At 71.3% G+C, this 12,750-nt stretch carries 9 protein-coding genes; 4 read left to right on the forward strand and 5 right to left on the reverse strand.

The genetic code is table 11. The annotated features are described in order from the left end of the window. Positions 1 to 12: 12 nt before the first annotated feature. The 5 genes from AB0B50_RS12050 to AB0B50_RS12070 all read right to left on the reverse strand — a co-directional run bounded on the left by AB0B50_RS12050 (position 13) and on the right by AB0B50_RS12070 (position 8,927). Positions 13 to 1,641: a M4 family metallopeptidase gene (locus AB0B50_RS12050; protein ID WP_362328993.1), complete on the reverse strand. Its 1,629-nt coding sequence runs from the start codon at positions 1,639 to 1,641 to the stop codon at positions 13 to 15. A 294-nt stretch (positions 1,642 to 1,935) separates the two neighbouring features. Further along, positions 1,936 to 3,987, reverse strand: coding sequence for a M4 family metallopeptidase (locus tag AB0B50_RS12055; protein WP_362328995.1), 2,052 nt, complete (start codon positions 3,985 to 3,987; stop codon positions 1,936 to 1,938). 368 nt (positions 3,988 to 4,355) lie between these two features. Next, complete coding sequence (locus AB0B50_RS12060) at positions 4,356 to 5,114, reverse strand: hotdog fold domain-containing protein (RefSeq protein WP_362328997.1); 759 nt, start codon at positions 5,112 to 5,114, stop codon at positions 4,356 to 4,358. 4 nt (positions 5,115 to 5,118) lie between these two features. After that, positions 5,119 to 7,062 (reverse strand): ABC transporter ATP-binding protein, encoded by a 1,944-nt coding sequence (locus AB0B50_RS12065; protein WP_362328999.1) that lies wholly within the window; start codon positions 7,060 to 7,062, stop codon positions 5,119 to 5,121. Beyond that, positions 7,059 to 8,927, reverse strand: coding sequence for an ABC transporter ATP-binding protein (locus AB0B50_RS12070; protein WP_362329001.1), 1,869 nt, complete (start codon positions 8,925 to 8,927; stop codon positions 7,059 to 7,061). Before AB0B50_RS12070 ends, AB0B50_RS12065 begins: the two co-directional genes overlap by 4 nt. A 176-nt stretch (positions 8,928 to 9,103) precedes the next feature. Here AB0B50_RS12070 and AB0B50_RS12075 point away from each other — a divergent pair, with 176 nt between their 5' ends. The 4 genes from AB0B50_RS12075 to AB0B50_RS12090 are packed head-to-tail and all read left to right on the forward strand — an operon-like array spanning position 9,104 to position 12,716. Then, positions 9,104 to 10,006, forward strand: a complete 903-nt coding sequence (locus tag AB0B50_RS12075; protein ID WP_362329003.1) for an ABC transporter ATP-binding protein — start codon at positions 9,104 to 9,106, stop codon at positions 10,004 to 10,006. Then, the gene (locus AB0B50_RS12080; RefSeq protein ID WP_362329005.1) at positions 10,003 to 10,782 is read left to right on the forward strand and encodes an ABC transporter permease; all 780 of its coding nucleotides are present in this window, start codon (positions 10,003 to 10,005) and stop codon (positions 10,780 to 10,782) included. The genes AB0B50_RS12075 and AB0B50_RS12080 overlap by 4 nt, the downstream gene beginning before the upstream one ends. A gap of 19 nt (positions 10,783 to 10,801) precedes the next feature. Then, the gene (locus AB0B50_RS12085) at positions 10,802 to 12,088 is read left to right on the forward strand and encodes a sensor histidine kinase (RefSeq protein WP_362329007.1); all 1,287 of its coding nucleotides are present in this window, start codon (positions 10,802 to 10,804) and stop codon (positions 12,086 to 12,088) included. Continuing rightward, complete coding sequence (locus AB0B50_RS12090; protein WP_362329009.1) at positions 12,078 to 12,716, forward strand: response regulator transcription factor; 639 nt, start codon at positions 12,078 to 12,080, stop codon at positions 12,714 to 12,716. Before AB0B50_RS12085 ends, AB0B50_RS12090 begins: the two co-directional genes overlap by 11 nt. The last annotated feature ends 34 nt before the right edge of the window (positions 12,717 to 12,750 follow it).

Below are 12,750 nucleotides of genomic sequence, written 5' to 3' on the forward strand. Positions count from 1 at the left end.
CGCTGCGTACGGTTACTTGACGTTGACGCCGGTCCAGGCCGCCTCGACGCCCTTGTACTCGGCGGAGTCCGCACCGTACAGGTCGGACGCGGCCTTCAGCGTGCCCTCACGGGCGTCCTTGTACTGCGTGGTCGACGTGAAGTACGTCGTCAGGGCCTTGAACCAGATCTTCTCGGCCTTGTCGCGCCCGATGCCCTCGACCTTGGAGCCGTCGGCGGTCGGGGAGTCGTACTTGACGCCGTTGATCTCCTTCGCGCCGCTGCCCTCGGACAGCAGGTAGAAGAAGTGGTTGGCGATGCCCGAGGAGTAGTGGACGTCGACGTTGCCCGCGTCCTCGCTCCAGCTGTCCAGGGACGAGCCGTCCTTGGAGGGCTTGTCCATGTAGCGCAGCGGGGTGCCGTCGCCGTTGATGTCGATCTTCTCGCCGACGAGGTAGTCGCCGACGTCCTCGGTGTTCTTGGCGTTGAACTCGACGCCCGCGGCGAAGATGTCGGAGGTGGCCTCGTTCAGGCCGCCGGACTCGCCGCTGTACTCCATGTTGCCGGTCGCCGAGGTGACGCCGTGCGTCATCTCGTGGGCCGCGACGTCGATCTCGGTGAGGGGCTTCTTGTTGCCCTCGCCGTCGCCGTACGTCATGCAGAAGCAGCTGTCGTCCCAGAAGGCGTTGACGTAGCTGTCGCCGTAGTGGACCCGCGAGGTCGCGCCCTTGCCGTCGCCCTTGATGCCCTCACGGCCGTGGACGCTCTTGTAGTAGTCCCAGGTGAGCTGGGCGCCGTAGGCGGCGTCGACACCGGCGGTCTGCACGTCGTCCGGCTTGCCGTTGCCCCACGTGTCGTCGTCGTCCGTGAAGATCTTGCCCTCGCCCTGGCCGTTCTCCAGGTTGTACGTGGAGTGGCCGCCGCGGGAGTCGTCGGTCAGCTCGAAGCCGCTGCCGCCCTTCTTGGAGCCGATCTCGACCTTCCCGCTGTACTGGCTGTTGCCGGTGGCGTTCTCGATCTCCTGCTGCTGGAAGAGCTTCTTGCCGGTGGCGGCGTCCGTGACGATGCGCAGTCGGCTCGGCGTGCCGTCCTTCTGCATGCCGGTGACGACGGTCTCGTACGCGAGGACGGGCTTGCCGGTGGCGGCCCAGATCACCTTGCGCGGGGGCTGCGCGTCGGCCTTGGCCGTCTTCGCCTTGGCGGCCGTGCTCTCGGCGGACCGGGCGACCGAGGACTTGGCGAGCTTCGCGTCGGTGGATGCGACCTTCACCGTCGCCTTCGTGGCCTTGGTGACGCCCTTGAGCTTGCCGCTCTTGGCGGTGTGCACGACGAGGTCGCCGCCGAGGACGGGCAGGCCCTCGTAGGTGCGCTCGTAGCGGGTGTGGGTGGTGCCGTCGGCGTCCTTGACGACGTCGCGGACGACGAGCTTCTCCTTGGCGCCCAGACCGATCCTGTCGGCGGTGGCGGCCTTGTCCGAGCTCGCGTCCTGCAGGAGGTCCGCGCGGGCCGACGCCGAGAGGCTGACGGGCGCGCCGGCCAGGGTGGCGTTCTTGTCCGGCTGTGCGGAGGCGCCGGTGGTCAGTCCGGCGGTGAGCAGCGCTCCTGCGGCAACAGCGGTGGCTATGGCCAGCGTTGAACGCTTACGGGATATGTGGGGGGTCACGCAGGCTCCTTCTGTGGGGGGCCCAGGTGGCATGGGGGACTACCCGGGCATGAAAGACGCGGTGCGGGTGTGATTCCTGTGCGGTGCGAGGGAAGAGTGTCATTCGAGCCAGGTACATGTCATCCCTTGGCTGGATGTTGGCCGGAAATCGTCCGTTGAGCGATGGTCAACTTACGGAATGCGAACAGGCTGTTAACGGAATCCATCCGGAACGAGCGCGCCGCCCCGGGGAGTTGATTCACCCGGGGCGGCGCCGTCATGGTGCGCGATTGCTTGCGCAGGGATCTCGGAGATCTACGGGAAAGTGAGCTTCCAGCTGTTGATGTAGCCGGTGTCCTGCGCGGCCACGTCCTGGACCCGCAGCTTCCACGTGCCGTTGGCCACCTCGGACGAGGCGTTGACCGTGTAGGTCTCCTTGATGTTGTCCGCGGAGTCCGAACCACTGGCCGCCTTCAGGACGTAGGCCGTCCCGTCGGGGGCGATCAGGTCCACCTTCAGGTCACCGCGCCAGGTGTGCACGATGTCCACGCCGACCTTCAGGGTGCTCGGCGCGTTGCCGGTGCGGCCGGTGACGTTGACCGAGGAGGTGACCGCGGCACCGTTGTCCGGGATGTCGACGTCCGTGGTGTTCTCGAAGTCGGTGCCCGGCGTCCCGCCACCGGGACGGCTGCCGACGTTCACGGCCGCCCAGGCGTGCGCCACGGCCGCGTACTCGGTGCTGGAGGTGCCGTACAGCTCACCGGCGGCCGCGAGCGTCCCGGTGCGGGCCGCCGCGTAGTTGGTCGTCGTCGTGAACTTCGTGGTGAGCGCCTTGAACCAGATCAGCGACGCCTTGTCGCGGCCGATGCCGGTCACCGGCAGGCCGTCGGAGGTCGGCGAGTCGTACTGGACGCCGTTGATCTCCTTCTTGCCGCTGCCCTCGCTCAGCAGGTAGTAGAAGTGGTTGGCGACGCCGGACGAGTAGTGCACGTCGATGCTGCCGATGCCGGAGTACCACGAGTCCTTGGACGAGCCGTCCTTGCTCGGCTTGTCCATGTAGCGCAGCGGGGTGCCGTCGCCGCGGATGTCGATCTTCTCGCCGACGAAGTAGTCGCCCTTGTCCTGGGCGTTGTTGGCGCCGAACTCGACGGCCGCCGCGAAGATGTCCGAGGTCGCCTCGTTCAGGCCGCCGGACTCGCCGCTGTAGGTCATGTTGCCGGTCGCGGAGGTGACGCCGTGCGTCATCTCGTGGGCCGCCACGTCGATGGACGTCAGCGGCTTGGCGTTGCCCGCGCCGTCGCCGTACGTCATGCAGAAGCAGGAGTCCGACCAGAAGGCGTTGACGTAGTTGTTGCCGTAGTGGACCCGCGAGTACGCGCCGACGCCGTCGCCGCGGATGCCGCTGCGGCCGTGCACGTTCTTGTAGTAGTCCCAGGTGAGCGCGGCGCCGTAGTGGGCGTCGGCGCCCGCGGTCTCCGCGTTGGAGGCCTGGCCGTTGCCCCAGATGTCGTCGGGACCCGAGAAGAGCGTGCCGGTGCCCGAGGTGCCGCGGTTCAGGTTGTACGTCTTGTGGTTGCCGCGGCCGGTGTCGGTGAGTGTGTAGTTCGACCCCGACTGGGCAGTGCCCAGGGTGACCTGGCCGCTGTACTGCGTGTTGCCCGTGCCGTTCTCGATGCCCTGCCACTGGAAGAGCTTCTTGCCGGTCGTGGCGTCCGTGATGACGTGCAGCTCGTTCGGCGTCCCGTCGTGCTGCAGGCCGCCGACCACGGTCTCGTACGCGAGAGTCGGCTCGCCCTTGGCCATCCACACGACCTTGCGCGGCGCCCGGTCCGCGTCGGTCTTCTTCGAGCCCTCGCTCTTCGCGGCGGCCAGCGCCTGCTTCTCGGCGGCCGACGCCTTGATGTCGGCGCTCAGGTCGACGCCCTTGAGCTGCGCCTTGGCGGCCTTGGTGACGCCCTCGGTCTTGCCGGACTTCGCGGTGTCGACCACCAAGTCGCCGCCGAGGACGGGCAGGCCGTCGTAGGTGCGCTCGTAGCGGGTGTGGACCGTGCCGTCACGGTCCTTGGTGACGTCGCGGACGACGAGCTTCTCCTTGGCGCCGAGGCCCAGGTCCTTGGCGGTGTCCGCCTTGGTGGCGTTGGCGTCGCGCAGGAGCTCCGCGCGCTGGGCGGGGGTGAGCTTGGCGGCCAGGGCGCCGGGGTCGACCTTCCCGAGCTTCTGGGCCTTGGCGGTCTTCGGCGCGGTCGCGGCCGCAGAACCGGGGTTGTCGGCGGAGGCGGGCCCGGCCTGGACGGCTACGGCGAGGAGGGCGGCGACGGCGGAGAGGGCGCCGACGGCGGCGGTGCGTCTGTGGGAGGTGCTTCTCAACACGGACTCCTTCTGCGCGGCCGCGGGGGTGCGCGGCCAGAACTACCGGACGGCTGGGTCGCCGTCCGGGCAGAGCAAGGCGGAACGCAGAACTGGGCGGTGCACACAGGGCATTGCGCGGAGAAACCGTCACGTTGTTGAAGACCGTGCGACGGTTGAGGGGAAGAGTGGCACCAGAGCGGTGTTGCTGTCAGGGGCGCGTCAATAGTTGGCCGGAAATGGTCCGTTGGCCGGTGGAGGGCGTTCGCTATGCGGAGGCCTTCGGCGGTACGGGGGATCGGTCCGGGCAAGCCTGGTGGCCGAATCGGGCTCCGCCCCGGACCCGTTCCTCAGCCGCCGGAGAGGCTGAATTCATGCGGCCGGGGCTGCTATGTCCTCGGGTCGATCCACAACGCCTCGCCCAGCGCGCACAGTTCGCCCTTCGCCGTGGCCACCGCGACGCCCATCGTGTGCTTGCGGCCCGACTCGTGCAACAGCCAGGCGTACGTGATGTGGCGTTCGCCCGCCGTCACCTGGCGCAGTACCCGTCCCGTCAGGGCCGCCGTCACCGCGCCCATGCGCAGTCCGCCCAGGAGGATGCCGGCCGCCGCGCTCGGGCAGTCAAGGGCGGCCCAGACCAGGTCCGGCCTGAACACCCCGTCGGCGTCGGCGAAGGAGGCGTGCGGCACCCAGGCGGTGGCGACCATGTCCCGGCCGGGCACCGGCATGCAGTGCTGCAGCAGACCGCTGCCCGGCGCCCGCTTCCCGCAGCCGAAGCAGTCCACGTCCTCCTCGGCGAGCAGGGGCGGCGCCGCGAGGTAGGCCTCCGAGGCGGCCGCGGCCTCGTCCCAGGAAGGGGCGGGCGGCGCGGTGAGGGCCGCTTCGGGCGCGGGCGTCGCGACGGCCAGGGCCGTGCCCGCGCGGTCGGTGAGCAGCGCGCCGCCGCCCGGACCGCCGGCGAGGCGCACCGGCTCGCCCACCGGGGTCTTGGCGCGGAAGTCCACCCGCACCGTCTCCGCGGTCGCGCGCTCGGCGAGGAGCCCGGCCACGTACCCGCCGAAGGCGACCCCCGGATAGCCCTGGTACAGCTCGGTGACGACGAGGTCCGGCGTGGACATGGGCCCGGGTTCGGTGATCGGTTCCGTCATGGGATCAGCTCACCACACTGTCCCGCCAGGCGCGATGAAGATCCGCGAACGATCCGGTGCCCGCGATCAGTTCGGCCGGGCTGCCGTCCTCGACGATCCGGCCGCCCTCCATGACGAGCACCCGGTCGGCGATCTCCACCGTGGAGAGCCGGTGGGCGATCACCACGGCGGTGCGGCCGCGCAGCACCGTGTGCATGGCGCGCTGCACGGCCCGCTCGCCCGGGATGTCCAGCGAGCTGGTCGCCTCGTCGAGGATCAGCACCGCGGGGTCGGCGAGCAGGGCGCGGGCGAAGGCCACCAACTGCCGCTGGCCCGCGGAGATCCGGCCGCCGCGCTTGCGTACGTCGGTGTCGTACCCGTCGGGGAGCGAGGTGATGAAGTCATGGGCGCCGATGGCCTTCGCGGCGCGCTCGACCTCCTCGCGCGTGGCCTCGGGCCTGCCGATCGCGATGTTCTCGGCGACGGTCCCGGAGAACAGGAACGCCTCCTGCGTCACCATGACCACGCCGCGCCGCAGCTCGGCGCCCGTGAGGTCCCGCAGGTCGACGCCGTCGAGCAGGACGGCGCCCGAATGGGGTCTCCCCTGCTCGGAGCTTGTCGGAGAGCTTGGGGAAGGGTCGTAGAAGCGGGCGAGCAGCTTGGCGAGCGTGGACTTGCCCGCGCCGGTGGAGCCGACCACGGCGACGGTCTGCCCGGCGGGCAGCGTCAGGTCGAAGCGGGGCAGTACCTCGCCGCCGGTGCGGTAGGCGAACCGCACCCCGTCGAAGCGGACCTCGCGGCCCGGGTGCTCGGACTCCTGGGCGGGCAGGGAGCGGCTCGCCGAAGCCTCCGGTTCGGGCACCGTCGGGGTCTGGGCGAGCAGGCCCGCGATCTTCTCCAGGGAAGCGGCCGCCGACTGGTAGGAGTTGAGGAACATGCCGAGCCGGTCGATCGGGTCGTACAGGCGCCGCAGATACAGCACAGCGGCGGCGAGCACACCGAGCGCGAGCCCGCCGTCCGCGACGCGGTGGGCACCCCACAGCACGATGCCGGCCACGGCGGTGTTGGCGACGAGCCGCGAGCCGACCACATAGCGGGCCATCTCCAGGATCGCGTCGCCGTTGGTCCGCTCGTGCCGGTGGTTGAGCGCGGCGAACTCCGCGTCGTTGGGCCGCTCCCTGCGGAACGCCCGCACCGGCCGGATGCCGTTCATCGTCTCCGCGAACTTCACGATGACGGCGGCGATGGCGGTCGAGCGCTCGCGGTACATCGCCCCCGCGCGCCGCTGGTAGAGCCGGATGAGGAGACAGAGCGGCACGAACGACGCCACGGCCACCGCGCCGAGACCGAGGTCGAGCCAGAGCAGCATCGCCGAGATGTAGACGAAGGACAGCAGGACCGTGATGAGCTCCTGAAGCCCCTCGCCGAGCAGCTCCCGCAGCGACTCGACGTCCGTGGTCGAGCGGGAGATGAGCCGCCCCGACGTGTACCGCTCGTGGAAGTCGACGCTGAGCGCCTGCGCGTGCCGGAAGATGCGGCCGCGCAGGTCGAGCAGGACGTCCTGGTTGACGCGCGCGGAGGCGACGACGAACGCGTACTGCAGCGCGCCGGAGGCGCCCGCGCAGAGCAGATAGCCGACGGCGACGGCGATCAGCGGGCCGTAGTCGTCGGCGCGCACGGCGGGCACGCCGCGGTCGATGGCGTACGCGACGAGCAGCGGCCCCGCCTGCACGGCGGCCTGCTGCACGAGGAGCAGCACGGTGGCCAGGACGACGCGGCCGCGCAGCGGCGAAAGCAGCGAGCGCAGCAGCCTGAGTGTGGCGCCCGGCGCCGCGGGCAACTCGTCCTTGTCGAACGGGTCTTCGGCGCCGACGGGGCTCTTCGGGGCCTTGTCGGGGGCGCCGTCGTCCGCGCCCTCCTCGTGCCCCGGCTCCGTGGCCCACGGCGTGGACGTCGACGAGGTGGTCATCGGGCAGCCTCCTCGGCAGTGTGGTCGGCTTCGGCTCCCGACATCAGCCAGGCGTACTCCGCGTTCTCCCGCAGGAGTTCCTGGTGGGTGCCGACGGCGGCGACGCGGCCGCCGGAGAGCAGGGCGACACGGTCCGCGAGCTGGACGGTGGAGGGCCGGTGCGCCACGATCAGCGCCGTCGTGTCCGCGAGGACCCGCCGCAGTGCCGCCTCCACCAGCGCCTCCGTGTGGACGTCGAGTGCGGAGAGCGGGTCGTCCAGGACCAGGAAGCGGGGGCGGCCCACCACCGCGCGGGCCAGCGCGAGGCGCTGGCGCTGGCCGCCGGACAGGCTCAGGCCCTGCTCGCCGACCTGGGTGTCGGTGCCCTGGGGCAGTGCGCGGGCGAAGCCGGCCTGCGCCACGTCAAGGGCACGGTCCAACTCGGCCGCGCCCGCGCCCTTTCCGGCGCCCATCAGGACGTTCTCGCCGACCGTCGCGGAGAAGAGCGTGGGCTCCTCGAAGGCCACGGACACCAGCGTGCGCAGCCGCTCGCGGTCCATCGCCGTGATGTCCTCGCCGTCCAGCGTGATGCGGCCGCCGGTGATCTCGTGCAGCCGCGGCACCAGCGCGGTCAGCGTCGTCTTGCCGCTGCCGGTCGCGCCGACCAGGGCCATGGTCTCGCCGGGGCGTATGTGCAGGTCGACGCGGTCCAGGACGGGGGGTGCGTCCGGCGCGGCGTCGGGGTAGCGGAACTCCACGCCGTGGAAACGCAGCCCGCCGTCCTCTGCGGCCTTCGCGGCGGAGGCCCGGCCGGTGGAAGCCCGGCCGGTGGAGGCCCGGTCGTCGGAAGCCCGGTCGTCGGAAGCCCGCGCGGTGGCGGCGACCGCGGCGTCCTCCGGCTCGGCGTCCATCACCTCGAAGTACCGCTCCGTGGCCGTCGCCGACTCCTGGCACATCGCGATCAGGAAGCCGATCGACTCCACCGGCCAGCGCAGCGCGAGCGCCGTGGAGAGGAAGGCGACCAGCGTGCCCGCGGACAGGTCGCCGTCCGCGACCCGCACCGTGCCGAGCACGAGCGCCGCCCCGATCGCGGCCTCCGGCAGCGCCATGATCACGGCGTTGATCGCGGCGAGGATCCGCGCCTTGGCCAGCTCGGTGCCGCGCAGCGTGTGCGAGAGCTCGCGGAACGCCCGCGTCTGGCTGCGGTGGCGTCCGAAGCCCTTGATGATGCGGATGCCGAGCACGCTCTCCTCGACCACCGTCGTCAGGTCGCCCACCTGGTCCTGCGCGCGCCGCGCCACGGTGGTGAACCGCCCCTCGTAGTACGCGAGGACGATCACCATCGGCGCCACGGGCGCGAGGAGCACCAGGCCGAGCGTGAAGTCCTGGCCGAGCAGGATGATCACGCCGACCACGATGGTCGCGCCGTTGACCAGCAGGAACGTCAGCGGGAAGGCGAGGAACATCCGCAGCAGCATCAGATCGGTGGTGCCGCGCGAGAGCAACTGCCCCGACGCCCACCGGTCGTGGAAGGCCACGGGGAGCCGCTGCAGATGGCGGAAGAGATCCGCCCGCATCGAGGCCTCCACGCCCGCGAGCGGCCGCGCCACCAGCCACCGGCGCAGCCCGAAGAGCAGTGCCTCCGCGACGCCGAGCACAAGCAGCAGGAGCGCCCCGAGCCACACCCCCGTCGGGTCCCGGTCGGCCACCGGGCCGTCCACCATCCACTTCAGTACGAGGGGGAAGACGAGGCCGGTACAGGAGGCGATGATCGCGACAAATGCCGCGGTGAGCAGGCGAGTTCGCACCGGACGCACGTAGGGCCACAGCCGCAGCAGCGTTCTGACGGTGGACCGATCCTTGGTAGGTGCATCTGATTTCGGCATCAGGAGCGAGCCTACGGATCGCCACTGACAGAGCCCACCGAGTTTTGCTCTGCGCAAAGCGACGTTTCGGGCACGGCCGCCGGTGCGGTCGCACCCCTCCATCAACCGATCGGTTGATGCGTCTTCGAGCGCGACGGGCGATGTCCGCACCCCCGCCCACCGGCGATTCTCGACGCATGCCCCTCATCGAAGTGCACGAACTCAAGAAGGTCTACGCCGGGCGCACCGTCGTCGACGGCGTCTCCTTCGCCGTCGAGGAAGGCGAGATCTTCGGCATCCTCGGCCCGAACGGCGCGGGCAAGACCACCACCGTCGAGTGCGTCGAGGGCCTGCGCGTCCCCGACTCCGGCGCCGTCCGCGTCGCGGGCCTCGACCCCGTCGCCGACCACGAACAACTCACCCGCATCCTCGGCGCGCAGCTCCAGCAGAGCGAGCTCCAGCCCAAGCTCACCGTCCGCGAGGCCCTGGAGCTGTACGCCGCGTTCTACCCGAACCCCGCGGACTGGCGGCCGCTCGCCGAACGCCTGCGCCTGACCGACAAGCTCGACAGCCGCTTCGCGAAGCTCTCCGGCGGCCAGAAGCAGCGCCTGTTCATCGCGCTCTCCCTGATCGGCAGCCCCCGGGTCGTCGTCCTCGACGAACTGACCACCGGCCTCGACCCGCGCGCCCGCCGCGACACCTGGGAGCTCATCGAGGACGTACGCGACAGCGGCGTCACCGTCCTCCTCGTCACGCACTTCATGGAGGAGGCCCAGCGCCTGTGCGACCGCATCGCGGTCATCGACCAGGGCAAGGTCGCCGCCCTGGACACCCCGGCGGGCCTGATCAGCCGGGCCGCGAACTCCACCGTCATGTCCTTCACGCCGTCCGCGCCGCTGGACGAGCGGCTGCTCGCGGCGCTGCCCGCCGTCACCTCCGTCGAGTACCGCGACGGCCGCTACACCCTGGGCGGCACCGACGCGACCGTGGACGCCGCGATCACCCTGCTCGCCAGGCACCGCATCACCGCCCACCAACTCCGGGTCGCCGACGCCACGTTGGACGACGCATTCCTCGATCTGACGGGAGCCAAGGCATGACCACCGCCGTCGCCGCACCGCACGCCGCCACGAAGACCAACCCCTCGGCCGCCGTCCTCAAGGCCGAGCTGCGCCTCTTCCGCCGCGAGCCGGGAGCCCTCTTCTGGATCATGGTGTTCCCCACCCTGCTCCTGGTGATCCTCGGCTCCATTCCCTCCTTCCGCGAGACCGACGCCTCGCTCGGCGGTCTGCGCCTGGTCGACACGTACGTCCCCGTCTCGGTGCTCCTCTCGCTGATCATGTCGGGCCTGCAGGCCATGCCGCCGCTCATCACCGGCTACCGCGAACGCGGCATCCTGCGCCGCATGTCCACCACACCGGTCCGGCCCTCCGCCGTGCTCGGCGCGCAGATGGGCATCCACGGCGCGGCCGCCCTCGCCTCGGCCCTGCTCACCCTGGCCGTGGGCCGCCTCGTCTTCGACGTGAAGCTGCCGAGCCAGCCCCTCGGATACGCGCTCGCGCTGGCCCTCGCCGTCCTGAGCGGCCTCGCCCTCGGCGCCCTGGTCTCGGCGCTCGCCCGCACCACGAAGGCCGCGAACGCCATCGGCTCCGCCGTCTTCTTCCCGATGATGTTCAGCGCGGGCGTCTGGCTGCCGGTGCAGGCGATGCCCGACGCGCTCGCCCGCGTCGTGGAGCTCACCCCGCTCGGCGCCGCCGCGCAGGCCCTGGGCGAAGCGGCGGGCGGCGACTGGCCCGCCTGGTCCCACCTGGGCATCCTCGCCCTGTGGACCGTGGTCCTCGCCACGGCGGCCGCGCGCTGGTTCCGGTGGGAGTGACCCGAGGGTGACCTGGCCCATGGCGGACACTGGTGCGGTGAGCACCAGTTCGGCGGACACCGCGAAGATGATCGAGCAGCGGTGGGCCCAGTTCCACCGCTGGGGTCCCTACGCCCTCCTCGCGTTCAGCGTCGTCATGGCCCTCGCCACGGGCGACCTCGTCGGGATGGGCCGCGGCGACTGGTACGTCTCCTGGGCCCTGGTCGGCTCGGGAGTCGCGCTCCAGCTGTGGTGGGGCAGGCCGGCGCCGACGCCCCCGGAGCCCTCACCCGCGGCCATCGCCTACTACGCCCTGCGCTGGGCCATCGCGTTCGCCCTCGCCTGGATCAACCCGTTCTTCGCGTTCTACGCCGTACTCGGCTACTTCGGCGCCGAGCGGCTGCTGCCCCCGCGCCTGTTGAAGCCGGGCCTCTTCGCCACCGCCGTCACCATGTCCGGCTCCCAGTCGGGCGGCCTTCCGCCCGACGGCGAACTCGGCTGGATCGTCTTCGGCGGACTGATCGCGGTGAACGTCGCGCTGCTCACCGTCTTCGCCCACCTCGCCGCCCAGGAGGACGAGCGCGCCCGCGTCCAGACCGCCACCATCATCGAGCTGGAACGCACCAACACCGCGCTCCAGCAGGCCATGGACGAGAACGCCGCCCTGCACGCCCAACTCCTCCTCCAGGCCCGCGAGGCGGGCGTCGCCGACGAGCGGCGCAGGCTCGCCGCCGAGATCCACGACACCATCGCACAGGGTCTGACCGGCATCATCGCCCAGCTCCAGGTCGTCGCGAACGCCGAGGACGAGCAGCTGGCGAAGGAGCACCTGGACCGCGCGGCCGCCCTCGCCCGGCACAGCCTGGGCGAGGCCAGGCGCTCCGTGCACAACCTCTCCCCGACGGCCCTGGAGCACGACACGCTCCCCGAGGCGCTGAAGAAGACGGTCGCCGAATGGGCCGAACGCACCGGGGTGCGCGCCGACTTCACCCTCACCGGCACCGCCGAGCACCTGCACGACGAGATCGAGGCGACCCTCCTGCGCATCGTCCAGGAGGCGCTGTCCAACGCCGCCCGGCACGCCGGGGCCGCCCGCCTCGGCGTCACCCTCTCCTTCATGGGCGACGAGGTCACCCTGGACGTCCGCGACGACGGCCGCGGCTTCGACCCGCTCGCCCTGCCGGCCCGCTCCGGCGCGGGCGGCTTCGGCCTCGACGGCATGCGGGCCCGCGCCGAACGCATCGCGGGCTCGCTCACCGTGGAGTCCGAACCGGGCGGCGGGACCGCGGTGTCGGCTCGCGTACCGTTGGTGCGCCATGAGCACTGAAGCGATCACTCTCATCGTCGTGGACGACCACCCCGTCGTCCGCGACGGCCTGCGCGGAATGTTCCAGTCGGCCCCTGGTTTCCAGGTACTCGGCGAGGCATCGAACGGCGTCGAGGCGGTGGCCCTCGCCGCCGAACTCGACCCGGACGTCGTCCTGATGGACCTGCGGATGCCGGGCGGGGGCGGGGTCGACGCGATCGCCGAGCTGACCCGCCGCGGCGCCCGCGCCCGCGTCCTGGTCCTCACCACGTACGACACCGACTCCGACACGCTGCCCGCGATCGAGGCGGGCGCGACGGGTTATCTGCTCAAGGACGCCCCGCGCGACGAGCTGTTCACCGCGGTGCGCGCCGCCGCCGAGGGCCGCACCGTCCTCTCGCCCGCCGTCGCGTCCCGCCTCGTCTCACGCGTGCGTGCCCCCGGCAACGAGCCGCTGAGCACCCGTGAGAGGGAGGTGCTCGCGCTCGTCGCCAAGGGCACGTCGAACCGTGCGATCGCCGCCGAACTCTTCATCAGCGAGGCCACGGTCAAGACGCACCTCACCCACATCTACGGCAAGCTGGGCGTCAAGGACCGGGCGGCGGCGGTGGCTACTGCTTTCAGCCGCGGGATTCTCGGAGCCCCGTAAGGGGCGCGGGGAACTGCGCGATCAACCACAACGA

Source organism: Streptomyces sp. NPDC041068, assembly GCF_040647455.1.
Lineage (GTDB): Bacteria > Actinomycetota > Actinomycetes > Streptomycetales > Streptomycetaceae > Streptomyces.

Bases quoted from the DNA above. Each gene is read 5' to 3' on its own strand.
- AB0B50_RS12060 (WP_362328997.1), bottom strand. From the start codon at position 5,114: ATGACGGAACCGATCACCGAACCCGGGCCCATGTCCACGCCGGACCTC.
- AB0B50_RS12065 (WP_362328999.1), bottom strand. From the start codon at position 7,062: ATGACCACCTCGTCGACGTCCACGCCGTGGGCCACGGAGCCGGGGCAC.
- AB0B50_RS12070 (WP_362329001.1), bottom strand. From the start codon at position 8,927: ATGCCGAAATCAGATGCACCTACCAAGGATCGGTCCACCGTCAGAACG.
- AB0B50_RS12075 (WP_362329003.1), top strand. From the start codon at position 9,104: ATGCCCCTCATCGAAGTGCACGAACTCAAGAAGGTCTACGCCGGGCGC.
- AB0B50_RS12080 (WP_362329005.1), top strand. From the start codon at position 10,003: ATGACCACCGCCGTCGCCGCACCGCACGCCGCCACGAAGACCAACCCC.
- AB0B50_RS12085 (WP_362329007.1), top strand. From the start codon at position 10,802: ATGGCGGACACTGGTGCGGTGAGCACCAGTTCGGCGGACACCGCGAAG.
- AB0B50_RS12090 (WP_362329009.1), top strand. From the start codon at position 12,078: ATGAGCACTGAAGCGATCACTCTCATCGTCGTGGACGACCACCCCGTC.